This window comes from Elongatibacter sediminis (genome assembly GCF_037892215.1).
GTDB classification, from domain to species: Bacteria; Pseudomonadota; Gammaproteobacteria; order Xanthomonadales; family SZUA-36; genus Elongatibacter; species Elongatibacter sediminis.
In genome coordinates this window covers 126112-150995 of sequence record NZ_JAZHOG010000007.1, presented here as the reverse complement: position 1 = coordinate 150995, position 24884 = coordinate 126112, and the positions used below count along the sequence as shown (strand labels likewise).

Sequence of the window (24884 nt, the reverse complement as noted above, 5' to 3'; positions counted from 1 at the left end):
TGAACCCCGGTACCGACCCCGTCGACCGGCTCCAATCAGGGGCAGGTTTCCGCGGCCGGCCAGCGCCAGGGCGCGGCCCGCGCGCGGCGCGCGCTCTGCGCGCGGATTTCCCCGCCGGCAGACACCTCGATGCGCAGCGCGCCGCAATTACCGGTGGACCACAGCGGCACCCCCCGTTCCCGAAAGCGCCGGCGGACTTCCGTGCGCGGAAAACCAAACCGGTTACCCGGACCGGCGGTCACCGGCGCCACCCGCGAACGCACGGTGTCCAGCAGGTATGGCGAGGACGAAGAGGCGCTGCCATGGTGTGGCACCAACAGAACATCGTGCTGCCGCAGACCGTTATCGACCAGCCGCCGTTCCACCGCCGCGGAGATGTCGCCCGGCAGGAGCACCGACCAGCCTGGCGCGCGAACACTCACCACGCAAGAAGCGTCGTTTCCCAGGTAGGGCAACCAACGGCCGGGGTGCAGGACCCGGAAATCCACCGTTTCCCAGGACCACGCCAGCCGGTCATCGCAGCGACCCACCCCGTCCCGGCCGAACTTCAGGCGGGCGTGGACCGGACTGTGCGGATAGCGTTGCAGAAGGCGCTCCAGTCCGCCGGCATGGTCCATATCGCCGTGACTGACGATGATGCGATCAGGTGGCCCCGCGCGTTGCGCACGAATCGCCGGCCCAATGACGGCATCGACACGGTCGAACCCCCGCCCGTTGCCGGGACCCGCGTCATAGAGCAGAACCCGCTCGTGCGCCGTCAACACCACGGCACTGCCCTGCCCCGTGTCCAGCACTTCCAGCCTTGCCGCCCCCGGGGGCGGTGCCGGCAGGGCAATCAGCAACGGCAGCATCCAGAGCACGCCGGTCCGCCGCCCCGGCAGACCGCGGGGTGCCATCAGCAGCAATGCGCCAGTCACGCCGGCCAGCACCGCCAGCAAGCCGGGCTGTGGCAAGTCGAGCCGGGCGAAAGGCAGCCTGCCCAGTTCGGTCAGGAACACGCCGAGCCAGTCGGCGGTCATCCCGGCCAGGCTGAACACCGGCCCGGCCACCGCATCACCCAGCGGCAGCGCGGCCAGGCCCAGCAGTGTGGCGGGAACCACCACCGCACTCACCCAGGGAATGGCGATCAGGTTGGCCGCGAACCCCGCCAGGCTGACGGTCTGGAACCACCAGGCCGACAACGGCAACATCAGCACCATGATGGCGGTCTGCGCCGCAGCCAGGCTGCGCCAGAAGCCCCAGGCCGCGGAACGGCGCGGCGCGAACAGGAACAGCAGCGCGCCGACCGCGGCGAACGAAAGCCAGAATCCGGCCCGCAGCGGGGCCAGCGGATCGATGATCAGTACACCGGCCAGCGCCAACAGCCAGGCCCGGCCCGGCGGCAGCTGGCGCCGCGACTGCAGCGCCAGCAGAGCCACGGCCAACATGATCAGGGCACGCAGCGTGGAGGTGCCGAAACCGGCCAGCGCCGCGTAAGCCAGCGCCGTCAGGCCACCCAGCAGCGGACACAGGGCGTACAGCCGGGACGTACCCCACCCGGCCGGCAGCAAGATCAGCAGAAAGCGGGCGAGCACGTACCCGTAAAGCGCGGCCAGGCCGACGTGCAATCCGGAGATTGCGAGCAAATGGGCCGTTCCCGTCGCGGCCAGGGACAAGCGATCGCCCGGCGTCAGTTCACCGCGATCGGCGATCGCCAGCGCCAACACCACTCCGCGCCGGTCGGCCTGCGGGATCAGACCACCGAGACGCTCGCGCACGGCGAACCGCCAGCGGTGCCAGGGCGCGCCCTTCAGCGGAAGGTCCAATCGCACCCCGTCCCGCACCGTCGCCACCGCGTCGATACCCTCGGCGAAATACCAGCGCTCACGGTCCGCTCCCTGGAAATTCACTTCCGACCACGGAGGCTTCAGGCTCACCCGCAGCCGCCAGGTTTCCCCGGGCCGCAACTCAGGGGCGCCACGGTACCAGTACACCCGCAGTAATTCGGGTCCCGCCCTTGCCGGAAAATCCGCCGCGGCAGGGACGGCAGAATCCAAACCCGAATCAACCGTGGAAAAGTCGGTAACCCGCAATCGAAACCGCGTATGGGACTCGAACGTCTGCGGCAAGGCGTCGACCCGGCCTTCGATCAGGAACTCCCGGTCCGGCAATGCCTGGGAAAGCCGATGATCGAGTCGACTCTCCAGCGCCTGTTCCGACCAGCACAATCCGATGGCCAATGCAGCCGGGAGTACGCGGCGACCCAGCGCGGCGATCAACACCAGCACGAGTGACGGCAGGACGACAGAAACTCCGAACCAGAACGACAAATGCCCGCCAAGCACACCCGCCGTGAAACCGGCAGGCAGCCTCCAGCCCGGCAGAAGCATGATCAGTCAGGGGTGCGAACGCGCCCCAGGTGAAGTTCCAGGGTACGATCCATCCGCGCCGCCAGACGCGTGTCGTGCGTGACCAGCAACAGACTGGTACCGAGTTCGCGATTAAGCTCCAGCAGCAGACCGTAAACGTGATCGGCGGTACGCTCGTCGAGGTTGCCGGTGGGCTCGTCACCCAGCACGACCCGCGGGTTTCCCACCAGCGCCCGGGCCACGGCCGCGCGCTGGCGTTCACCGCCGGACAGTTCGCCGGGCTTGTGGGTGACCCGTTGACCCAGCCCGACCCGGTCGAGCAGTTCGCCCGCACGTGCGGCCGCGTCGCTCGGGGAAACACCGCGAATGAGCAGCGGCATGGCGACATTTTCCAGCGCGGTGAATTCAGGCAGCAGGTGATGGAACTGGTAGACGAAACCGAGCGTGCGGTTACGCATGGCGCCGCGGGCGGCTTCCGGCAACGACCAGAGGGACTGGCCTTCGATCAGCACTTCGCCTGCGTCGGGCCGGTCCAGCCCACCGAGGATATGCAGTAATGTGCTCTTGCCGGCACCGGACGCGCCGACGATGGCCAGAGACGTGCCCGGCTCCAGCTTCAGGTCGATATCGCGCAGCACGTCGATGGTCCGGCTGCCCTGCCGAAAGGTCCGGCCGATACCACGGGCCTCCAGCACGAAGGTTTCCTGTGACGGGCTCATCGCAAATCACTCATAGCGCAGCGCCTCTGCCGGATGGGTTCGCGAAGCCCGCCAGGCAGGATACAGTGTGGACAGCAAGGACATGCCCAGCGCCATCAACGCGAACTTGCTCACGTCGCCGGCACGCAATTCGGAAGGCAATTCGGTGATGTAATAGATGTCCGAGGGAAACAGGCTGAAACCGAACACCTGTTCAAGGTAGGGCACCACCGCACTGATGTTCATGGCCAGAGCGATACCGCCAATGACACCGAGCGTGGTGCCGATGATGCCGATCAGGCTGCCCTGGATTACGAAAACGCGCAGAATGGTCGCTGGCCGGGCGCCCATGGTCTTGAGGATCGCGATGTCCGACTGCTTGTCGGTAACCACCATCACCAGCATGGAAATCATGTTGAAGGCCGCTACCGCGATGATCAGCGAAAGGATCACCCACATCACGGTTTTTTCGGTGCGCACGGCCTGGAACAGATTGCCGCGCTCCTGGGTCCAGTCACGCACGTAGTAATGACCCGGCAGCGCGGTTGAAATTTCCCGCGCCACGCGCCAGGCCTGATCCATGTCGGCCAGTCGCAGGCGCACACCACCCGCATCTCCAGCCGGCATGCGCAGCAGGCGGGCCGCATCGTCCATGTGCACCAGGGCCAGCGCCGAATCGTTCTCGTACTCCCCGAACTCGAAGGCGCCGACCACCGTGAAACGCCGCATCAGCGGGCTGGCACCGACCGGCGTGGCCTTGAGCCTCGGCGCGATGATCGTCACCCGGTCACCCGGCCCCACCCGCAGGCGGCCGGCCAGCCCGATGCCAAGCACGATGCCGTATTCACCCGGCTGCAAATCCGCCAACTCCCCCATGACCATTTTGTCCGCGACTTCGGATACCCGGCTTTCCAATGCCGGGTCGATACCGCGCAGCAAGGCACCGGACGATTCTTCGCCCTGCAGCCACACACCCTCCTCGATGTAGGGCGCCGCTCCCAGCACTTCAGGATGGTTCCCGACCTCGCCGAGCACGGAATGCCAGTCCTCCATCTCCCCGTCCACCGGCTGGATGGTGGCATGAGCGATAGCGCCGAGGATGCGCGAGCGCAGTTCCTTCTCGAAACCATTCATGACCGAAATCACGGTGATCAGCGTGGTTACGCCGAGAGCGATACCCAGCATGGAAACCAGCGAGATGAAGGAAATGAAATGGTTGCTTCGCTTGGCGCGCAGGTAGCGCAGACCGATGAAGGCGGAGAGTGGCCGGTACATTGCGCGAATTAGAGCACAGGCGCCGCGGGGCGGCCAGCGCCGATTGCCCCGGTATCGTGTAGGAAAAGCACGGTCGTTTCGCGGCCGGTCATGCGATGTCAGGCATCCAGCCGGGCCAGCACGGCGCGCAGTTCGGGCGGTAGTGGGGCGCTGACGGCTATGCCTTCACCGTGTTCATCTTCAAATTCCAGCCGGTGGGCGTGCAGAAACAAGCGCCGCAGCCCGCGGTTGGCCCAGCGCTCGAGCGCCAGAGGATCGCCATAACGCGGATCGCCAGCCAGCGGCGCATCGAGATGGGCCGCATGTACGCGAATCTGGTGGGTGCGGCCGGTGAACAACTCCGCCTCAACGTACGTGCAGTAACGATAGCGCTCCAGTTCGGTAAAGCGTGTTTTGGCCCGCTTGCCGGATTCGATCACCGCCATTTTCGGTACGCCGCCCTCTCCCGGCCCGGTTTCCGCGCGGCCGATCGGCGCGTTCAGGGTCACGACCGGGTCCAGCAGGCGCCCGTCGAGCAGGCACAGGTACCGTTTGATCACCCGGCCTTCGCGAAAAGCGTCCGAGAGGTGGCGCAGCGCGCGCCCGTTCAGCGCCAGGACCACACAGCCGCTGGTTTCGCGGTCGATACGATGCGCCAGTTCAACAAAGCCATCGCCCCGCAATCGCCGAACGGCATCGATCAGACCCCAGGCGAGTCCACTGCCGGCATGCACCGCCATTCCGGCCGGTTTGTCCACCACCAGGTAGTCCGCGTTTTCGAACACGATGGCGGCGCGAACCTGGTCCAGTACCGCCTGCGAGACCGGAGCCGGCCCGCTCGAACCGGCCGTTCTGACCGGCGGAATGCGCACGGTCTGGCCAGCGGACAATTTGCGCGTGGGCTTGCTGCGGCCACCGTCGACGCGCACCTGACCGGTTCGGATCAACCGGTATACCGCCGATTTGGGCACCCCCTTGAGTTGGCCGAGCAGAAAATTGTCGAGGCGTTGCCCGTCCCGGTTGGCATCGACCTTCACCAGCCGGACCGTGTTAGCCTCGGCTTCCCCGCCCGGAGGCCGCCCGCCATCAACCGGTTTCGCCCGATTTCGCGGGTCGCCCCGAGATGGAGCGACGGAGCGATCGGAACCGCGCCCCCGGGGGCGGTCGGTCCGGCGTTTTCGCCCACCGCCGGAAGCGGAACGGGACTTTGTGCGGGACTTCGAAATCACAAGACAACTCATTGATTGGGCGAAAAAAGGCTGTTATATTACAAAGCTTCGGACTTCCGCGCTGAACAATCGGTGAATGGTTCCGCCATCACGGCAAACCCACCGGCCAATCCAGCCGAATTCACCGGCCTGCAGCTCTGATTACCTGCCAGCCCGGCTCACGGGATTTTGATCCCGATCCCGTGATCGTATCCGAACGCGCCTCACGGCGTAGTAGTGCGTAATGATTGAGCACATGCCGTTCGAGCACCTGGTGCCCGAACCCATCGGGAACCCGGGTATCTTTCATGCCCCGGAAATCCCGGCAACGGCCATGATTGGTGTGACCGTTGTCAGCCGCTCACGTTCCGCGTGCGGATCAACCAGATATTGCGTCGGCGGCCCCAAGGCCGCTGTACAAGGGCCTGCCGCCTTCGGGCAGCAGGTCTACACACTAACGAATAGGCATTCCTGGTCGAAAGCAGCACGTTCACCAGGAGAACAAGACATCGTGTCCGCCCGGTCTTCATGACCCGTGGCAAGGTGCGTGTTCAGGCCAGGATGCCTGAGGTATAACAACATGCTGAGAATGCTGATTAACGCAACTCAACCCGAGGAGTTGCGTGTGGCCATCGCCGATGGCCAGATGTTGGTCGACCTGGACATTGAAACCCCCGCCCTGGAACAGAAGAAGTCCAACGTCTACAAAGCTCGAGTCACCCGCGTAGAACCCTCACTGGAAGCCTGTTTCGTCGATTTCGGCTCCACCCGCCACGGCTTTTTGCCACTGAAGGAAATCTGCCCCCAGTTCTACCACCCGTCGAAACGTAAATCCGAAGGCAAGGTTTCCATCCAGGAAGCGGTCAAGGAAGGGCAGGAACTCATCGTTCAGGTGGAAAAGGAAGAGCGCGGCAACAAGGGCGCGGCGCTGACCACCTACATTTCCCTGGCCGGACGCTACCTCGTGCTGATGCCCACCAACCCGAAGGCCGGGGGCGTGTCGCGCCGGATCAGCGGCGAGGACCGGCAGGACCTGCGCGAACAATTGCAGAACGTGATGGCGCCGGACAATGTCGGCATCATCGTGCGCACCGCCGGCGTGGGCCGCGAAGCCGAAGAGCTGCAATGGGATCTCGACTACCTGCTGCAGTTGTGGGGTGCGATTGAAAAAGCGGCCGACGAGCGCAAGGCACCGTTCCTGATCTACCAGGAAAGCAATCTCTTCATTCGCGCGCTGCGCGATCACATGCGCAACGACATCGGTGAAATCCTGGTTGACGACCCACGGGTATTCGAAGACGCCAAACAGTTCATCGACGATGTCATGCCGCACAACGCGCGCAAGCTGAAGCTCTACAGCGACGATGTGCCGCTGTTCAGCCGGTATCAGATCGAGAGCCAGATCGAGTCGGCCTTCTCGCGCACGGTACACCTGCCCTCGGGCGGTTCACTGGTGATCGACCACACCGAGGCCATGATCTGCATCGATATCAACTCGGCGCGCGCCACCAAGGGATCCGATATCGAGGAAACCGCACACCAGACAAACCTGGAAGCGGCCGACGAAATCGCCCGCCAGTTGCGCCTGCGCGATCTGGGCGGCCTGATCGTCATCGACTTCATCGACATGATGGACCGCAAGCATCAGCGGGCCGTCGAAGAACGCCTGCGTCATGCCTTGCAGATCGACAAGGCGCGGGTGCAGACCGGACGAATTTCACGCTTCGGCCTGTTGGAAATGTCGCGTCAGCGCCTGCGGCCTTCCCTGGGTGAATCCAGTCTCGAGACCTGCCCGCGCTGCGAAGGACACGGCACCATCCGCAGCACCGAATCACTGTCCCTGTCGATTCTCCGCCTGGCCGAAGAAGAGGCCATGAAGGAGTTCACCGGTCAGGTTCTGGTACAGGTACCGACCCGGGTCGCGAACTTCCTGCTCAACGAAAAACGCCGGATGCTGGCCGAAATCGAAGCGCGCCACCAGGTGCCCATCCTGATCATCGCCAACGAATACATGGAACGCCCGCGCTATGAAATCGAGCGCGTGCGCAAGGCCGATGTCAGCGACGCGCCGAGCTACAGCCATGTGGAACAACCGGAAGCCGATACCCGCAACGCGGAATCCGAAGTGACCGGGCGTGAAGCCGCAAAACCGGCGGTGGCCACGATCAGCCCGAATCGCCCGGCACCGAGCCGCAACGAGAAACTGGCACCGGATCCGGCGCAGAACGAACAGAACGAGCGCACCGGCTTCCTCGGCCGCGTGTTCGGACGCCTGTTCGCGGCGGGTGAAAAGCCGGCGGCCACGGCCGCCGAAGGAAAGGCTGCGGCCAGCAGCACCGCAACCACGGCGGCCAGCACGGCGCCCGCGCGCAACGCAGAAGACGACAAAGACAAGCGCGCTTCCGGCGATGGCAACCGGAGCCGAGGCGGAGGGCGCAAGAAAGCCCCCCGCAGCGGCAAGAAGACGACGCGCAAAAAATCCACGCGCAAGAAAACGTCGAAAAAAGCGACACGCAAGACCCGCAGCACCAAGAAAACCGAGGCACGCAAGCCGGAAGACGGCGGCACGCAGGAAGCTGCGGCAAAGACCACCGAAGGCGGCGAACGCAAGCCTTCGCGTCGAGGCCGGCGCCGCCGTTCCCGGTACAACACCGGCAAGGCGGGCGCTGATGGAGCCCCGGAAGCGAAGTCAGGTTCGGAAGCAGCCGGCGATGCCGGCAAGCCGGGCACGTCCGGCGAGCAGGGCAACGCGCCGAAGCCGAAACCGGCACAGGGCGGAGCCGATGCAACCGGCGGCAGGTCATCCCGGCCTGAAGGTCAGTCCGAAGCCAAACCGGCAACCAGGTCCGAAGGCAAACCGGAAAACAGAACCGAGGGCAAAACTGAAGCCAGGCCCCAGGCCAGGCCCGACAGCAAAGCTGAAAGCAGGCCCGAGACCAAATCGGAGGCCAAATCGGAAACCAAATCCGAGGCCCGTCCCGAAGCCAAGGCCCAGGTAAAGACCGAAACCCGGACCGAGGCGAAGACCGGCGGCAAGGCCGACGCTCCATCGGGAACGGAAGCCGGCCGCTCATCCGCCCCCCGGGCCGACAACCGGTCGCAGGCAGGTTCAAACGCACCCGCCCGCGCTCCCGCCGAATCCCAGCCCGGCCCATCCACCCGGCCCGCCAGTGGCAGTGGTGCCGATTCGGGTGACCGTTCCAAGCCGGGATCTTCGGATCGGCAAAACGCCCCGGCCCGGGAAACCGTGCGCCAGGCGGAACCGAAGGCGACCGGGAACGATACCCCGGCTGCAAGGCCGCAGCGCGGCGACGGGTCCGGCAATACACCTGAACCCGCCAAACCGCGTGAATCCGCACCCGCGGCCGATACCCGCAAGACGGCACGCACGACCGATGCACCTGCGAAGCAGGCCTCCGAAAGCGGGGCGCGCAACGGTTCGCCTGAACCTGCGCCCTCAGCCCGAGCCCAGCCGAAACCGTCCGGACCCGAAACGCCGCGTACTTCCGCGAGTCGCCCCGATTCCGCGCTGCAGAAAAAGGCGGTTCCCGACGCCAAGGGTATCTACACCCTGAAACCCGCGGACAGCGGCAGCCAATCCACATCCAAGGCCGCCGACAAGCCCACGGCACCGGCTCAGAACGAGAGCAGCTGAACCCATTCCGCGCTACTGCGGGAAGGGACATCGATACACAGCCCGGCCGGCTCCCGGCCGGGCTGTCGTCGTTCAGGCGGGTGTCACGATTCCGTAACGTACCGCCATGCGTGTCATCTCCACGTCATTGCGCGTATCGAGTTTGTCGAAAATACGGTATTTGTACGTGGCGATGGTCTTGGGACTCAGGTGCATGGCTTCGGCCACCTCGGAAATGCGCTGACCGTCCGCCAACATCATCAACACTTCCAGTTCACGCGCCGACAACGCCTCGAAGGGCGAAACCTCCTTGCCCGGCAACCGGTCCAGCGCCATTTTCTGCGCTACAGCGGAACCCACGTGACGGCCACCCCGGCTCACCGTGCGAATGGCTTGCACAATCTCGGTCACGGGACAGCCTTTGCTCAGGTAACCGGAGGCACCGGCTTCCATGACCCGCCCGGGAATGGGCGCGGCTTCATGCACGCTGAGAACCAGCACCGCCAGAGTCGGCCTGGCCTGTTTCAGGCGCGTGGTGAGTTCCAGGCCCGACAGGCCGGGCATGCAGATGTCGACCAGTGCCACATCGGGCTTGAGAAGACGATTGAGACGGATGGCGGTTTCGCCGTTGGCGGCTTCACCGACCAGTTCGATGGATGGATAGCGGACCAGAATCTGACGCAGCCCCTCGCGTACCAGTTCGTGGTCGTCCACGATCAGTAAACGGATCATTGATTCTCCCCCTTAAAAAGAATCGCACCCTATGTTTGACCCGCTTTCACTATACGGGCTGGTCCCGGCGGCGTCGACGGATATGGGGAAGTTGGGGGGAATTCCTACGTGGGGTGCGAAGGTGGAAGGTCCGGCGTTAAAGGGATTGGAGACCGAAGTGGCGGAGGGGGTGTCTAACTTGGCGGCATTCCTGGCCGTTCGCTTCCGTTCGCAGCATTGCCCGAAACCCTTACTACTGCAAGCTTTCATAATCCGCATGTAGTCGCTTCCATCCGTTGACATTCGCCCCCGTTCGGCGCATGGTGTAGGGAACAGAGGCGGGAACATACCCCCGTTTCGAGTTTGACGGAGGCGCCGGGATCACACCCGGGCCTGTTCCCCGCGGAGGCCAAATCATGCGCGAAAAACTCAACGCTACCACGGTCGAGAAGATGACGAAACCGGGCAGGCACGCCGACGGCGGTGGCCTGTACCTGCTGGTGAAGACTGACGGCCGCAAGACCTGGGTATTCCGCTGGCGCGACCGCGTGACCGGCAAGCTGCGCGACATGGGCCTGGGGCCTTATGGAAAACGCGACGTGACGCTGGCCGAGGCACGCGACAAGGCCGGCGAAGCCCGGCGCATCGTGCGGGACGGTCTGGACCCCATCGAGGAACGCCGCAGGAGGCTGCAGGACGCGAAATTAGCCCACGCCCGGCGCCTGACCTTCGGCGAGTGCGCGGAGAAGTGCATCGAGGCGAAGCGGGCCGAATGGAAGAACCCGAAGCACGCCGCACAGTGGCCGGCGACGCTCGACAAATACGCGGCAGTGCTGAAACCGCTGCCGGTCACCGAGATCGACACCGGGCTCGTGCTGCAGTGCCTGGAGCCCATCTGGCAGAAGAAGACCGAAACCGCGACGCGAGTGCGCCAACGCATCGAGGCCGTGCTCGATTGGGCAACAGCGAGGAAATACCGCGAGGGTGAGAACCCCGCCCGCTGGCGCGGCCACCTGAAGACGATGCTGCCAGACCCGTCGAAGGTGAAAAAGGTACAGCATCACTCCGCTCTGCCCTACGCCGAAATCGGCGCATTCATCCAGGAACTGCGCGCCACTGACACGCAGGCTGCCCGCGCTCTAGAGTTCCAGATTCTAACCGCCACGCGACCCGGCGAGACCGTGGGCGCCGCATGGGATGAAATCGACTTGCAGGCGAAGACCTGGACCATTCCCGCCGAGCGAATGAAGGCGCATAAGGAGCACGTAGTGCCGCTGTCGCCGCGCGCCGTTGCAATCCTCAAGGCCATGCCGCAGGCCTGTGACTTTGTGTTTCCCGGCCCGACGCTGAAAAAGGGCATGACCACGGCGGCCGGCATGAAGGTGCTGAAGAATCTGCGCCCCGGCATCACCCAGCACGGTTTCCGCAGCACGTTTCGGGTATGGGCAGCCGAGCAAACCGCCTTCCCGCGGGAAGTGATCGAGCACGCTCTCGCGCATCGGCTGAAAGATAAGGTGGAGGAAGCCTATCAGCGGTCCTCAGTATTCCCGAAGCGCGTGAAGCTGATGAACGCGTGGGCCGGGTACTGTGCGGCCGCGCCAGCAGCAACTGACAATGTTACCGCGATCCGTAAAGGGGCAAAGGCATGAAACCGGACCAAGACACCGGCGACCTGTTCGATTCTATATGCGACGAGCTGCGGCCCTACTGCTGGCCCGAGACGTTTCTGGAAGTTGCGGCCGAAGTGATCGCCTGGCGTAAATCTCGAAACCCACACCACATCGACACGGCGGTTCTAGTCTGCAGCCAAGCCGGGGCGCCCATAACACCCGCCGTGCAAGCCGAACTGGCCAGAGCGGCCAACCTCCGGTTGACCGGAGAAACGGCTGGTACCGCCCGCAAGGTGCGCAAAGAGCGCGTGCACTCATGGGCGCTGCTGCTGATAGCCAACCTCCACCACGCGGGCCTCGATGTGGGTACGGCCGCGCGAAAGGTGGCAGGGCTGACACACGGCTATTACAAACCTTCAACCCTCGAGAAAAATTTCGGCAGCCGTATGCGCCAACGCTACGAACGCGAGTACAAACCCGCTTGGCTGCAGAACATCCCTAACCATCAAAGCGCTTGGCGTGAGATTGCCGAACGCCTGCCCGAAGCTTTGGAAGAATAGCGTCCGAAAATTTCGCGTCGAATTTTTCCTACTAGAGTCACCCCGCGTTTCCTAACCTGCGCCCGTAACCGCACGTACCGCTGCGGGAACGGAGCGACGAAATGCCAGAGACTGCCCAACCGCTTTTTTCGAGCATCCCGGACGCCGCGCGCCGGCTGGGAGTCGGTAGAACGAAAGTCTACGAGCTGATCCAGGCCGGAAAGTTGCGGCCGGTGAAGCTCGGCACGCGCACATTGCTGCCCGAGGGCGAGTTGCAGAAATTCGCAGCCGAGCTCATCGAGCACGCTTCACAGTGAAGATCTCCGAGACGTACTTCGTCGACGGCGAGCCCGTCGGCAAGATCGTCCGCGACGACCACCGAGGCACGGTCGGCTTCATTCCGCGAGAAGGCAAACCGAAGCCCCCTGCGCGCCCCTGGAAGGACGTCGACGAACTGAAGCGCATGCTGATGCATCTTTACGGGCCGGCCAATGGCTGAGGCGTTCACGGACTTGATTCGCAATGATTTGGCCGCGCCGTTCCAGGACGACGTCGATGCGATCGAGCGCAACCTCACCGAAGTGCCGGTCGATGTGCAGGTTGTCTACTACGCCACTCGCGGTGGCAAACGAAAACGCGTGCCGATTCGTGAGCTCTCGATCGGCGAATGCCTGGGCGCCAGCCGGCACATCGAAAAGCACGCGCTCCGACTCGTTCAACGAGCCCGGCAGCAGGTCTTCCAGGTCTTCCTCGAACAAGGCAAGACTGACCGATTCTTCAGCGACCTGAACCCACGGAAGGAACCAGACGATGAGGGCACCTGAAATACGAAGGCCCCCGAACATTGGAAATGCTCGAGGGCCTGGAAATGCGAACTGGACGGGCTCGCGGCTCAATTCTACACCAATCCTCAATGCCGCAAAGGCACTCGAGGAAATCAGCATCGACCTGCAACTCATGGCTTGGGCGGTCATTTTCGATGACGACATGGCGCACGAGCCCGAGAACGTCGAGCTGATCGAGCGTCACGCGAAGCAACTACAGAACATTCAAAGGTGGGCCCGTGACCAGCGCGCCGCGTGAAATGCCGGTCGCGGATTCGGATGCGGCAGACGACAGCAAGCACCGTTTCGGCCTGGTCCGCGTCGACACGATTCTGCAGGACGTCCCACCCCCTGATTGGCTGATTCCCGGCTTCCTGGAGCGTGTCACAACCGCGACGTGCATTGGCCCGCCGGCCCACGGCAAGAGCGCCCATGCGATCGACTGGTGCTGTCGTATGGCCACCGGCACCGCCTGGCATGGCCACCCGGTAAAACAGAGCCCCGCGGTCTACGTGTGCGGCGAAGGCCGGAATGGCATCGCCCGCCGGCTGCAGGCCTGGCAGGCCTTCAACGACATTCCGCTCACGGGCGCACCCTTCGCGATCAGCACCCAGGCGGCACACCTGACTGTCGAGATGCAGGCCTACGAGGTGCACAAGGCGATCGTGGAAACCTTCGACGACTCGCCCGGCTTAATCGTCGTTGACACGCTGGCGCGTAATTTCGGGGCGAACGAGAACAGCACTGAGGACATGCAGCGATTCATCGACCACGTCGACTATTACCTGCGCGATGCCTTCCAGGCCTGCGTACTGATCGTTCATCACACCGGCCACGCCGCTGGAGACCGAGGCCGGGGATCGAGCGCGCTGTTCGCCGGCGTCGATACCGAATACCACATCAAGAAGGACCCCGGCGGGCTGGTGACGCTGCACTGCACAAAGATGAAGGACCATACCGAACCGCGAGATGAACTGATGCGCCTGAAGGGCATCGAGGTTCCCGGGCACGACCACTACGGCAACCCGATAACTGCGCCCGTCTTGGAGCCACTGGACGGCCCAGTGAGCGCGGCCCTCACCAGACCCCTGGGCAAGAATCAGCAAACCGCCCTCGAGATCGTGCTGGACCTCAACGACCTGGCGCTCGAAAAAGCTGGAGCCGGTGAACCGGTGCGCGTGAGTATTGCGGAATGGCGGCAGAAGTGCTCTGCCGCTGGCCTCGACCGCCGACGCTGGACCGAGGCCAGCAACGGCCTGCAGAGCTTGGGCAAGATCAGAATGGAGGGCGGGCATGTCTACGTCACCGAATAACCGTCCGAAGTGCGTCCGAATCACCGTCCGAACACCGTCCGAACTGCTTCGGGGGCGAACCGTCCGAAACAGCGTCCGAAACGGGGTCCCCTTAGGGACCCGTTCGGACGTTTTCGGTCGCCGTCCGAAATCGTGTCCGAAATGGCTATTTCTGGAGACTGGTTTTCAGGGGCTTCTGGGGACAGATGAGACGAAACGATTGGCGCATGAAAAAGAGACGTAATTTCAATGTGTTACCGGGTTTTCTGCGATAAAGCGAGTGAGTTCGATTGAGCTTGTATCCGTAAAGAATATCGTTAAAACAAATAGTTATGTTATACGAAAGATTTTGTTCCCTACGTTGTCCCCAACTGTTATCATGCAGCACATGATTTCCCGCATGAGCGGGCAGTAAGGGAGCGCAGTGAATTTCACCACGGCACCGGAGGCCAAAGACCATGACCATGGTTAACCCGCAAGTCCTGAGTTCAACATTCACCATGCTGCGCGCGCGAGCAATCGAACCCCGTGACGGCGAGTCCGAGATCGACAACGCGGTGCGCGCCATCGACCGTTCGATCGAGGCCGCCAACGAGCTGCACGCATCCGTCGAGCGCACCCGCCAGAATGCCGACGTCAGCGAACTAGGCAAAACGAAGCAGATTGTGAAGTCGACCGTCCACTATGGCGAGCCCGCCCTGGAGACCATCCACGAGGCCAGGAAGCGCCTCAGCGAGCGGTCCGAGTCCCTGGTCTCTGACATCAAGGCCATGCCCGACCTCACCCCCGACCAGAAGGCGATCGGCGTCGAGATCCGCGCCCACTTCAAAGCACTGGAATCCTCGAAGCGAATGCAGCACGTCCTGGATGCTATGAAGCGCATGGACGAAACGGACGTACTGACGATCCGCTCGCTGCTGGATGGCCCGACATACCTCACTGGCCTGGATGCAGAGTTTCTGGAGAAGGCCCGCGAGCAGCTGCATAAGAGACTGGCACCGACCGAGACGCAGCGCCGCGAGCGGATCGCGGAGATGGACGGCCTTCTGGCTACCATCGAGCGCACCCTGCAGCGGGCGGTCGACGACGCGAAGACCACGCCGGTGGAGAGCCGCGCCGCATGAAATACTCGGCTACCTCAGCCCCGCTATTCCCGGGACATGCGCCCGGGTTTTCTATTCGGGTGGGCCGATGAAACGCGGCCCTGCCTGCCTGAGTTGCGAGCACGCACAGCGGGCCGAGCTCGAGCTTGGTCTTGCCAATCACGTGCCGCTTCGGATCCTCTCCAAGCGATTCGGGATCAGCCCGAATGCACTGTGCTCACACCGCAAAAACCACATGGACGCGGAGCTGCTGGCCCGGTTGAAGACCACCGGCAGTGATGAACCGATAGACTTGGAGCAGCTCCGTATCACGGAATCGGAAGGCTTACTGCAGCACCTGGTCGCCGTCCGCGGCCGGCTCTATCGCGCCCTGGACAAGGCAGAGGAAATCGGCAACCCGGGCGACGTCGCGAAGGTCGCGGCGCCCTTGCACAAGAATCTGGAGATCACCGGCAAGCTGCTGGGCGACCTCAAGACCGGTAGCACCGTGAACAATCTCACGTTGATTGCAGCGCCTGAATATCACCAGTTGAGGGTTGGGCTGGTCCAGGCCTTAAAACCCTTCCCTGCAGCGCGTGACGCGGTCCTGGAGGTGCTCCAGCAGATCGAGCAGGTAGACCGTCCAGCCCTGGAGCATGCGGCGTGACGCTCCGGCACCGGTTCACGGCACGATCCGGTCACAAGTACAACGCCCGCGCTACCGTGGTCGACGGCATTCGGTTCGATTTCCAAAAGGAGGCCCGCTACTACCAGCAGTTGAAACTCCGCCAGGACGCCGGCGAGGTGCTCTGTTTCCTGCGCCAGGTGCCGATCCATCTACCCGGCAGCACGAAGCTCGTGGTCGACTTCCTCGAGTTCCACGCGGACGGGACGGTGCACGTGGTCGATACCAAGGGCGTGGAGACCGAGACCTTCAAGCTGAAGCGCCGCCAAGTCGAGTCGCTCTATCCGTTCGACGTCGAGGTGATCTGATGAACCTCGCCCGCGACCTGTCCCGAGCACTCCGCCCCGGCTGGGTCATGCACGACGCCGGGCTCGACCCCGACCCCTGGCAGACGCAGCTACTGGTGTCCGAGGAACCCCGGCATCTGCTCCTATGCTCCCGCCAGTCCGGCAAGAGCACGACGGTGGCGAGCAAGGCGGTCGAGACGGCCATCTTCGACCCCGGCCTGATCCTGATGATCGCCCCCGCTCAGCGCCAGTCCGGCGAATTGTTCCGCAAGGCGAAGGACATTTACCTCGCCCTCGATGACGTGCCCCGCATTGTTCAGGAATCGGCGCGCAGCATGGAGCTGGCGAACGGTTCGCGGATCGTCGCGCTTCCCGGTACCGAGGCCACCATTCGCGGCTACAGCGCCCCGAAACTGGTCCTGGTCGACGAGGCGGCCCGGGTCGAGGATGCGCTCTATCACAGCATCACGCCCATGCTGGCGGTCAGCAGGGGGCGCCTGATCGCCCTGACGACACCCTACGGCCGCCGGGGTTGGTTCTACGAGGCTTGGGAGCACGGAGGCGACTACTGGCAGCGCACCAAGATCAGCGCACACGACTGTCCGCGTATTGACGCCGAGTGGTTGAAGGCAGAACGGGAATCGGTGGGTGATTGGGCTTTTCGGCAGGAATACCTGGTCGAGTTCGTCGACACCGACGAGCAGTTCTTCAGCTCGGCCCTGATTGAGGCTGCCATTGACCCGGACCTGGAGCCGATATGGTGACTCCGGAAACTCTGGAAACGCCGAAGCCCTCGGAACTGCAAGACGGCCTGTGGATCCGCTCGCGCTGGTATGTCGGCGTCGACCTGGGCCAAGCGCACGACCCGACCGCGGTTTGTGTACTGGAGGAGAAGTACGCGGAAGTTCCGCCGAATGCCTGGGGCCACAATGTCCGGCCGCTGGAATACCGCGCGCGGCAGTACGAATCGCCCCTGCTGGTCCGACACCTGGAGCGCCTGCCGCTGGAGATGACCTATCCCGCGCAGGTGGAGCACGTGAGGGCGCTACTGGCCCGCCCGCCACTGCGAGAGCCGCTGACACTGATTGACTACACCGGCGTTGGCCGGCCGGTCTTCGATCTCTTTAAGAAGGCGCGAGTACCGCGGCTAAAGGGTGTCGCGATCACAGCCGGCAATCAGGTGCACAAGCAGCGTCACGGCTGGTCGGTGCCCAAGCAGATCCTGATGTCGAAGCTCCAGGCCCTGCTGCACTCCGAGAAGCTCAGGATCGCGGCCGGGATCAAGGATGCGCCAGTTCTGCTCCGAGAGATGAAGGATTTTCGGGTGAACTTCACCAGCGCCGGCAACGCGATATTCAACGCCCGGGAGGGCGCGCACGACGACCTGGTGCTGGCAGTGGCTCTGGCGGTGTTCGGCGCCACGCAACCCCGGCCGGCTTCTTGGGAAGACATCGCTGAGAACCCCGTAATTCAGCGGATTCAGTATCGCCTGTGACGGAGGACAAGATGGTCAACGAAACAGTCAGACTCAATTTCGTTCCCCACTCGCGCGACGTAAAGACAGCCACGTCGGAACTCGCCCCCCGGGTTGGAAACGTGCTGAAGTACGGAATCTGAAACAGGAGGAAAGCTCTTGGCGAGGGAAGCACTAGCCGTTACCGGTGCCGCGATCGGGTTTGTCGCCAGCGGCGGCAATCCGCAGGGCGCCCTGGTCGGATTCAACATCGGCTACGGCGTCGGCTCATATGTCGACCCGGTCACGATCAAAGCGCCGGGCCTGAATGATGCGCCGATCCAGACCTCGCGCGATGGTGTGCCGATCACCCTGTTCTGGGGCCTGCAGTACGGCCACGGCAACATCATCCAGAAGAACCCCGAGGAAATAGTCACCGAGACGGAGCGGGTCGGCAAGGGCGGCGGGACGGAGGTCGAATCGCAGCGCCGGTTCCGCACCTTCGCCATCGGCATCGGGCAGGGCCCCTATGGCTCCATACACGAAGTCACCCGCATCTGGGAGAACAACAAACTCGTTTACGACGTGCGCGACACCCCGGCCATCTCGGCCGAGGAAACCGCCGCCTACGCCGAGGGGATCACGATCTACACCGGCGACGAGTCGCAACTGCCGGACACCGAACTGGAATCGCACTGGGGTACCGACGAGACCCCGGCATATCGCGGCCTGGCCTACATCGTATTTAACAACAAAGACCTGACCGATTTCGGTGGATCCATCCCGCAATTCGCGTTCGAGGTCAACGGGTCGAAGGACTACACGATCACATCCCGGCCGTACCCGGTCGAGGCGGTCGATGGCATCACGTTTAGCGTCGACGACCTCAACGATCGCGAGTTCAACGTCCCGATTGAGGGCATTGACCAGACGGTCACGGTCACCAGCATTTCGATCGCGGCGCCTCTGGTTGAACACACCGTCCCGACCGAGGGCATCGAGCAGACGGTCACCGTGCCGGACATCACCCTGCGGACCCTGCTGAACGAATACGACATCACCGAGGGCATCGACCAGACGGTCACCGTCACCGACATCACCCTCGCCATCGACCTCGTCGAATACACCTACGAGCCGGAAGGCATCGACCAAACCGTCACCGTCACGAATATCACGCTGATCTAACAGAACCAGTTCGCTCTAAGTGCGGAGCACGCGCGATAATGCGGGAGGACTGATTCCCGAGACCATTGTGCTATGAAGATTGAAGAGTATCCGAAGTTAGCCGTAGCCGAACGCCAGCTTTATCACGCCGTCGATCTGTATTTGGAGGGGCAGCACCTACTGTCAGTCATTACGTTGGCTGGCGCAGCAGAAGAGATTCTCGGAAAATTCCTAAACGACCATGGCGAGAAACACGCGCTTGCAGAGTCAATCGAAAATCTATGCGAATTGTACCGAGATGCGTATGGAAACCCAGAGTTGTTTCCAGAACCCCCCGAACCCGACGAGAGTGAATTTGCGAAACTCCTTAACACCGCTCGAAATGGTTGCAAGCATTACGACAAGGGCAAGCCATTGTCGGTGGATATTGATTGGGAAGCTTACAGGTTGCTCCAGCGGGCGATTCGGAATTATCAGAAGCTGCGAGTGGTGCCGGATCTCGACTTTGGACTAAAGGTCCCCCAGGTGCGACGCGTATTCGGTCAGCGGCACTCGTAGAGTTGAACACCACCAGCCGCGGGAGTATTCTGAGTCGTGAGGCGTGGAAACCTCATAAGGCGGGCATAAAAACCGCCACCGTTATTGGCGGCTTTTTCGTGCCCGGACCTCGATGGTCTGGAGGCCCGGTATCGGTAACGCCCGGGGCCTGTCCTTATCAGGTTCCAACCTCCAGGCCACCCCACCCCGGGGCGGCCGCTGACCGGGAGAAATGACTATGAATGACGCATACGACACCCTCGAAGCCCGCCTCGATCAGGCTATTTCAATCCTCTACTCCATCGACGGTCACGACAACCTGGCCGAGCTTACTCCGCAGGCCCTTTCCGGCACCATAGGCGCGACCCGTGAACTGATCGCGCAAGCACAGATGGCTTTTCAGGAAATCTGCGCGGAACAACCCCCCAAATCGGTTGAAGTGCGGATTCAGGACGAACCAGAAGGAGTGCGACTCATGCGCGAGCTGCGCAGCGACGTTAGCGGCGTTCTGGTGTGCATGAACACCTACCTGAATGAGTACGTGCGGAACGGTAACTACAGGGAATAGCGCCGCAAACGAGGAGCCCCGGAGGGCTGTGGCCTTCCGGGGCGTCATTCCAACCCGGTCCATAGTCCGACGATCGAAACGCGCTGCTACAGGTCCTCACGCAGCGAGAACACGGATGCCGCGGCTTATAGCAATCAAGGCTTTCTGATTTCGCCAGTTTCAACCCAATGATCAAACGCCCCCAGGCTGACATATAGCCTCCCGCCCTGGACCTTCGTCACGGTGCCGTCCGGCCAGATTCCCCGGGCCCGCTTGATCTTTACGGAGTTCACTGAGTGCCCCGTCAGCTCGGCAAATTTCTCGGCCAACACCCAATCGGGGCCCCGTCGGCCTACTCGATCTGAGTCAGCGGCTTTTGGAGCGTCGCTCACGCTTGATCTCTTCGAGCAGCTCACGCGGGTCAATGAGATCCGCGCTTTTCAATGAGGAAATCCGGGGGTGCCGATCCGGCGCCGGAGATATGCTCGGGTCCGGAGCATCGAGGAATGCGGTCAAATTCCGCTCCAGAATGACCCATGCACGCCCCACCTTTCGAGCGCGAAGCTTGCCCGATCGAATTGCATCGTAGATGGATCCGGGGTGGCAACGGCACACCTTGGCGGCTTGCTGCACTGAGTAGGTTTTCAGTGTCATACGCAAATACTAGATCAAAATGGCAGGAGTGCTTACCGGATTCGCGATAGAATTTCCGTATGATCTACCTAAACCCCTCAGACTCCGATGATTTGGTGTTCGCATTGCTCAAGGCGATAAAGCGGTCTGGGCTCTCTCTCGACGATATCTGTTTGGAGCTGCAGGCACGGTACGCTGTTTCACTCACTCCGAGCGGCCTTAGCCATTCTGTTCGCCGCGGGTCGATCCGGTTTCAGCGAGCATTGCAGATTTTTGATGTTTGCAGCGAGCAAAGACTACAAATTTCGACCAAAAACTTACAGAGCTAGACATCAAGACTTACGCAAAGTAAGTCAGCATAACGCCATCGAGTACTTTGACTGAGCCCTCATCCCCACTCTCGCCCCAAACTGAGATTAGACGCCCCACTCGCGACCCGCCGTTAGCTATTGAGCCTAACCCGAATTTCCTATTATCGAACCTCAGGTTCGGGCACGTAATTTCCAACTTCGTGTACCAGAAACTAGAATTGGGCAACAATTTAAATTCATCCGGGGAATCTTGTGAAAGAATTTGAAGGTCATTATTTGTTCGTAGACGGAGCATACTTAGATAAAGTACTAGCCTCTTACGCCGATCGTTTCTACCAAGGCAAAGCTATTGAGATTGATTACAGAAGGATAATTGGTGGCCACGAAAGGTGCTTTTATTACGATTGCCCAGTTCAAAAGAAAAGCAACCAAAGCAAAGCCGCCTTCCAGGAGGATGTTCAAATCCAGCTTGAAAAGTTTCAGAAAATTGCATCCACCAAAGGGGTTCATTTGTTCACGGGTCAACTGCGGGGTCGCGACAGCAGGATTCGGCAAAAAGGCATTGACGTAAAAATGGCGGTTGACATGTTCAGTCACGCGATCCGCAAGAACATGACGCACGCGACCCTGCTTTCAGGGGATTTGGATTTCTACCCCATCGTAGACGCGTTGGTAGATCATGGGATATTTGTCACTTTGTATTGCGACAAGAAGTCGGCCTCACAGGACTTAATTCGAGCAGCAGACGACAAACAGTTCTTTAGCCCCTGGAGTATTTTCAGATGGATTTCGAAGTCTATGACCAACCCGCCAATTGAACCGATTAAGCGAAAACTTATCCTCCTTCCCAACATCCCCGTAATCAAGACTGGTTCGAGATTTGACGGAAAAAAAGTATATGCATATCGACAGCCCGACGGTTACAGCATCGCTTATCCGCAAGGCGCTTCAGGAGACTATTGCGAAATCCGCCACCCAGACTTCGACATTGCGCTTAACTTCGTTGAACTAGAAATTGACTCAGTTTCCTGGAACGAATCTGAGTAATTAGTTCTCATGAATCCTTAAACCATACAGCCAACGTTTGACACCCATAGAGTTTCCATTCGTCGCCTTCCTTGACGTCTACTTCAAAAGTCAATTCACCTGGTGCATCCACTTGGACGGCCGACATTTTGACAACGGTCTTGTGTGTTACCGAATGCTGGTCGGCAAGGTCGAACTCCCCCTCTAGCTCCTCCTGGAAAAACAGTTCGCCGGAAGGCATTCTGCAAGTCAAGCGAAAAGTGAATTTTGGATCATCCGTTAGCTCACGTTTCCAGTTCATAGCAAGGGAAACATCTGCTTGTACAGCAAGAGGAAATCCACTTTCCTTTGCTTTATCCAGCGTTATCCCCAGGCGCATTCCTTCAACACAGTCCAAAAGACTGAACAGCCCAGTTGGCTGGTCGGTAGTTACCCGTCGACAAATCACAAACCACTTTAGTTTTAGCACTTGACCTTTTCGCTCTAGTGATAAGTACTGGCAATCTCAGCGGGATCGTCCATTGCCTCAGGAATAGCCTCTCGTTCAGGCTTAGTCTTCCGCACAATGCCAAAAGAAGGGGCTCGATTACTTATCACACATTCATTGGCCGACATTACGAAGTAAGCGCCAGGGTCTTCGCTAACGCCAAAGCCGTAGCTGGCGACTCTCGCGCGATATTTGATGCTCTCATTCGGAAGACCGAGAGTCCAAACGTTCTTTTGACGAGAAATTAGTTCTTGTCGTACCAACTCAGTCATGCCACGTTGCTGCACAATGAACCGAAATGCGTCTGGAATACTTGCCACAACCCGAAGCAAAATATCCATTGCCAAGCTCTGGCAAACAGCACCGGACTCGTACTTATGAAATGAATTTTTACCCCCACCAAAGAGCAAAGAACACTCTCGCTGATTCAAGCCGAGACCAGTTCGAACGGCGGCGATTTCTTGAGACGTGAGTAGCCCTTGCGCTGCACGACGCACATCAGAAAATTTGCCGTCGTTCCTTCGCGCCTGGTCGCGCAGAACAGGATCTGCACCGCAATTTGTGCAGTTTGAGAACTCCAAACCCCGAACGGGGTATTCAACCCCATTTACTTCAACCGACGAGTCAAAGGTATCCGCTACTAAAGTCGACTGACCGCACTCTGGACACTTGCAATTCAATTCTGTGTTCTTACCCATCATAACTCCCGTGGAACGAGCCTATATCTAGCCAAAGACCATCTCCGGATATCCGCACCTTGATGTAGGCACGGATGTGCCTTCCTAGTGAATCTCGCAATTGAATCAAGTAAGAGTCATCGGGGGCTTGTTGCTTGCCATAATGATGTGTCTTTTCGTAGTCCATGGGACAAAGACAGGCAATATGTTCACACACTTCATGTAGCGTAAGACCGAGTTCCCGCTGACAACGTTCATACGCCCTCCGGCCCCGGAAATTAGCGGATTCCAAGACTGCCAGCCTCCGAATCTCCGCTAGGTCATATACCGGTTCGCGAGTATGGTTAACCATTATGGTTACTATTTTCTACCGTTGTCAATTTGTCAGATAACCCGAAATTTTCTCAACCTTTGCGTGTGATGGGGTTAATATAGGGAACAACAAAACAATACTAAATTACTTCTTTTTATTCATTAGCTTACAAGGCATATTGGCGGAGGGGGTGGGATTCGAACCCACGAAGGGCTTTCACCCTTGCTGGTTTTCAAGACCAGTGCATTCAACCGCTCTGCCACCCCTCCGCTGTTTCCAACCTTTCGCGATGCTATTCATCGCTCTACCCGTGTCACGGAATTCTCGGGTGGGATTACTCCGGGCATCCTGCCCTCCGCCCCTGCGGGGCCGCCGCCGCGTTGCGGCAGCGTTCCAATTCGCTCCCGGCGAATTGGTCGAACCCACGAAGGGCTTTCACCCTTGCTGGTTTTCAAGACCAGTGCATTCAACCGCTCTGCCACCCCTCCGTTTTGATCGTGCCTGCGGGTGCGCGTGCGTGAATCGAGGCGCGCAGGATACCCCAAACCCCTGCCCTGCTCCAGCCCTGGCAACGAATCTGAATGCGGCTTGCGCGGGTTTCGCGCATTCCGCCGCCGGTACCTGACATCTGGCACGTGCGGCGCCCTGCCGGTACGTCCATCGTGGGCCCCTTGATCGCCGGCCGGGCGACCCCAAATTCATGTTACCCGTAATTTTTTTCGGGTATCATCAGTAGCACATATCATTACAGGAGCGTGAAACACCGATGAACACACCCATGTACCGTGCATCCGCAACGACCGCCGTCCCGACACTGACGGTCAATCGCGTACTGCGCAATACGTACGCCCTGCTCGCGATGCTGTTCGTGTTCGGCGGCATCACCGCCTACGCCGCGCAGGCGGCGCACATCCGGCTGGGCTTCCTGCCGTTCATCATTGGTATCTTCGCGTTTTCGTTCGCCATCGGCGCCACACGCAACAGCGCCTGGGGCCTGGTGGTCGCATTCGGTTTCGCCGGTTTCCTCGGCGTGTTCACGGGCGGGAACGTGGATGCCATTCTGTACCAGTACCGCAATGGCGGTGAACTGGTCGCGGCCTCGTTCGGCCTGACCGCCGGCATTTTCCTGGCCCTGTCGGCCTATGCGATGACCACCAAGCGCGACTTCAGTGGCTGGTTCGCGTTTCTGGGTGTCGGCACCCTGGCGATTCTGGGCGCCATCATCCTGAATTTCTTCCTGCAGATTCCGGCGCTCTCGCTGGCGCTCTCCACCATGGTCATTCTGCTGGCCTGTGGCTGGATCATCTGGCAGACGCAGATGATCGTGCGTGGCGGCGAAACCAATTACATCCTCGCAGCCACCGGCCTGCTGGCCGACATCTTCGTGCTGTTCAACAACCTGCTCGCCCTGCTGGGCTTCGGGTTCGGCGAAGACTGATCGTCCGCAACACCATGCAGTAAACGGAAAAGGCCCGCGATCAGCGGGCCTTTTTCATGGTGCGGACGGCATCGCCACGGTGAACCGGGCAGACCCGCGAGGCGGACGGACCACGCCGGCGGAAAC

Annotated in this window: 26 protein-coding genes and 1 tRNA gene; 18 read left to right on the top strand and 9 right to left on the bottom strand. The window is 61.1% G+C overall.

Annotation, left to right across the window (positions count from 1 at the left end):
- Positions 1–35: 35 nt before the first annotated feature.
- The 4 genes from V3330_RS11710 to V3330_RS11695 form a co-directional block, all read right to left on the bottom strand.
- A complete protein-coding gene (locus tag V3330_RS11710; RefSeq protein WP_354695609.1) occupies positions 36–2369 on the bottom strand; it encodes a DNA internalization-related competence protein ComEC/Rec2 in 2334 nt (777 codons plus the stop codon).
- A gap of 2 nt (positions 2370–2371) precedes the next feature.
- On the bottom strand, positions 2372–3067 hold the full coding sequence (gene lolD / locus V3330_RS11705) for a lipoprotein-releasing ABC transporter ATP-binding protein LolD (RefSeq protein WP_354695608.1): 696 nt from the start codon (positions 3065–3067) through the stop codon (positions 2372–2374).
- Positions 3068–3073: 6 nt separating this feature from the next.
- Positions 3074–4321 carry a lipoprotein-releasing ABC transporter permease subunit gene (locus V3330_RS11700; protein WP_354695607.1) on the bottom strand — a complete coding sequence of 416 codons (1248 nt, stop codon included), beginning with the start codon at positions 4319–4321 and terminating at the stop codon, positions 3074–3076.
- 98 nt (positions 4322–4419) lie between these two features.
- Positions 4420–5337 carry an RluA family pseudouridine synthase gene (locus V3330_RS11695; RefSeq protein ID WP_354695606.1) on the bottom strand — a complete coding sequence of 306 codons (918 nt, stop codon included), beginning with the start codon at positions 5335–5337 and terminating at the stop codon, positions 4420–4422.
- A gap of 751 nt (positions 5338–6088) precedes the next feature.
- Here V3330_RS11695 and V3330_RS11690 point away from each other — a divergent pair.
- Positions 6089–9163, top strand: a complete 3075-nt coding sequence (locus V3330_RS11690; RefSeq protein ID WP_354695605.1) for a ribonuclease E/G — start codon at positions 6089–6091, stop codon at positions 9161–9163.
- Positions 9164–9235: 72 nt separating this feature from the next.
- Here V3330_RS11690 and V3330_RS11685 read toward each other — a convergent pair whose 3' ends face one another.
- Positions 9236–9874 carry a response regulator gene (locus V3330_RS11685; RefSeq protein WP_354695604.1) on the bottom strand — a complete coding sequence of 213 codons (639 nt, stop codon included), beginning with the start codon at positions 9872–9874 and terminating at the stop codon, positions 9236–9238.
- A gap of 395 nt (positions 9875–10269) precedes the next feature.
- Between V3330_RS11685 and V3330_RS11680 the strand changes: the two genes are divergently transcribed.
- The 15 genes from V3330_RS11680 (at position 10270) to V3330_RS11610 (ending at position 19894) form a co-directional block, all read left to right on the top strand.
- Positions 10270–11502, top strand: coding sequence for a tyrosine-type recombinase/integrase (locus tag V3330_RS11680; protein ID WP_354695603.1), 1233 nt, complete (start codon positions 10270–10272; stop codon positions 11500–11502).
- On the top strand, positions 11499–12023 hold the full coding sequence (locus V3330_RS11675; RefSeq protein ID WP_354695602.1) for a hypothetical protein: 525 nt from the start codon (positions 11499–11501) through the stop codon (positions 12021–12023). The genes V3330_RS11680 and V3330_RS11675 overlap by 4 nt, the downstream gene beginning before the upstream one ends.
- 101 nt (positions 12024–12124) lie before the next feature.
- Entirely contained in the window at positions 12125–12319 is a 195-nt protein-coding gene (locus tag V3330_RS11670; protein ID WP_354695601.1) for a helix-turn-helix transcriptional regulator, read from the top strand.
- On the top strand, positions 12316–12501 hold the full coding sequence (locus V3330_RS11665; RefSeq protein WP_354695600.1) for a hypothetical protein: 186 nt from the start codon (positions 12316–12318) through the stop codon (positions 12499–12501). The genes V3330_RS11670 and V3330_RS11665 overlap by 4 nt, the downstream gene beginning before the upstream one ends.
- A complete protein-coding gene (locus tag V3330_RS11660) occupies positions 12494–12826 on the top strand; it encodes a hypothetical protein (protein WP_354695599.1) in 333 nt (110 codons plus the stop codon). The genes V3330_RS11665 and V3330_RS11660 overlap by 8 nt, the downstream gene beginning before the upstream one ends.
- Complete coding sequence (locus tag V3330_RS11655; RefSeq protein WP_354695598.1) at positions 12813–13085, top strand: hypothetical protein; 273 nt, start codon at positions 12813–12815, stop codon at positions 13083–13085. The genes V3330_RS11660 and V3330_RS11655 overlap by 14 nt, the downstream gene beginning before the upstream one ends.
- Positions 13066–14139, top strand: a complete 1074-nt coding sequence (locus tag V3330_RS11650; protein WP_354695597.1) for an AAA family ATPase — start codon at positions 13066–13068, stop codon at positions 14137–14139. The genes V3330_RS11655 and V3330_RS11650 overlap by 20 nt, the downstream gene beginning before the upstream one ends.
- 437 nt (positions 14140–14576) lie before the next feature.
- Positions 14577–15242 carry a hypothetical protein gene (locus V3330_RS11645; RefSeq protein ID WP_354695596.1) on the top strand — a complete coding sequence of 222 codons (666 nt, stop codon included), beginning with the start codon at positions 14577–14579 and terminating at the stop codon, positions 15240–15242.
- A gap of 67 nt (positions 15243–15309) precedes the next feature.
- On the top strand, positions 15310–15867 hold the full coding sequence (locus tag V3330_RS11640) for a hypothetical protein (RefSeq protein WP_354695595.1): 558 nt from the start codon (positions 15310–15312) through the stop codon (positions 15865–15867).
- On the top strand, positions 15864–16193 hold the full coding sequence (locus V3330_RS11635) for a DUF1064 domain-containing protein (protein WP_354695594.1): 330 nt from the start codon (positions 15864–15866) through the stop codon (positions 16191–16193). Before V3330_RS11640 ends, V3330_RS11635 begins: the two co-directional genes overlap by 4 nt.
- Positions 16193–16936, top strand: a complete 744-nt coding sequence (locus V3330_RS11630) for a phage terminase large subunit (RefSeq protein ID WP_354695593.1) — start codon at positions 16193–16195, stop codon at positions 16934–16936. Before V3330_RS11635 ends, V3330_RS11630 begins: the two co-directional genes overlap by 1 nt.
- Positions 16930–17667: a hypothetical protein gene (locus V3330_RS11625; RefSeq protein WP_354695592.1), complete on the top strand. Its 738-nt coding sequence runs from the start codon at positions 16930–16932 to the stop codon at positions 17665–17667. Before V3330_RS11630 ends, V3330_RS11625 begins: the two co-directional genes overlap by 7 nt.
- Before the next feature lie 138 nt (positions 17668–17805).
- Complete coding sequence (locus V3330_RS11620; protein ID WP_354695591.1) at positions 17806–18810, top strand: hypothetical protein; 1005 nt, start codon at positions 17806–17808, stop codon at positions 18808–18810.
- Between the two features lie 72 nt (positions 18811–18882).
- Entirely contained in the window at positions 18883–19347 is a 465-nt protein-coding gene (locus V3330_RS11615) for a hypothetical protein (protein WP_354695590.1), read from the top strand.
- Between the two features lie 217 nt (positions 19348–19564).
- Positions 19565–19894, top strand: coding sequence for a hypothetical protein (locus tag V3330_RS11610; protein WP_354695589.1), 330 nt, complete (start codon positions 19565–19567; stop codon positions 19892–19894).
- A gap of 345 nt (positions 19895–20239) precedes the next feature.
- Here the strand turns inward: V3330_RS11610 and V3330_RS11605 are convergent, their stop codons facing one another.
- Positions 20240–20527, bottom strand: a complete 288-nt coding sequence (locus V3330_RS11605) for a helix-turn-helix domain-containing protein (protein ID WP_354695588.1) — start codon at positions 20525–20527, stop codon at positions 20240–20242.
- A 542-nt stretch (positions 20528–21069) separates the two neighbouring features.
- Between V3330_RS11605 and V3330_RS11600 the strand changes: the two genes are divergently transcribed.
- Entirely contained in the window at positions 21070–21864 is a 795-nt protein-coding gene (locus V3330_RS11600) for an NYN domain-containing protein (protein ID WP_354695587.1), read from the top strand.
- Between the two features lie 7 nt (positions 21865–21871).
- Here V3330_RS11600 and V3330_RS11595 read toward each other — a convergent pair whose 3' ends face one another.
- The 3 genes from V3330_RS11595 to V3330_RS11585 all read right to left on the bottom strand — a co-directional run bounded on the left by V3330_RS11595 (position 21872) and on the right by V3330_RS11585 (position 23589).
- On the bottom strand, positions 21872–22312 hold the full coding sequence (locus V3330_RS11595; protein WP_354695586.1) for a DUF6941 family protein: 441 nt from the start codon (positions 22310–22312) through the stop codon (positions 21872–21874).
- Between the two features lie 14 nt (positions 22313–22326).
- Entirely contained in the window at positions 22327–23028 is a 702-nt protein-coding gene (locus tag V3330_RS11590) for a type II TA system antitoxin MqsA family protein (protein WP_354695585.1), read from the bottom strand.
- Positions 23029–23499: 471 nt separating this feature from the next.
- Positions 23500–23589: transfer RNA gene (locus V3330_RS11585), tRNA-Ser, on the bottom strand.
- 497 nt (positions 23590–24086) lie between these two features.
- Here V3330_RS11585 and V3330_RS11580 point away from each other — a divergent pair.
- Positions 24087–24758 (top strand): Bax inhibitor-1 family protein, encoded by a 672-nt coding sequence (locus V3330_RS11580; RefSeq protein ID WP_354695584.1) that lies wholly within the window; start codon positions 24087–24089, stop codon positions 24756–24758.
- The last annotated feature ends 126 nt before the right edge of the window (positions 24759–24884 follow it).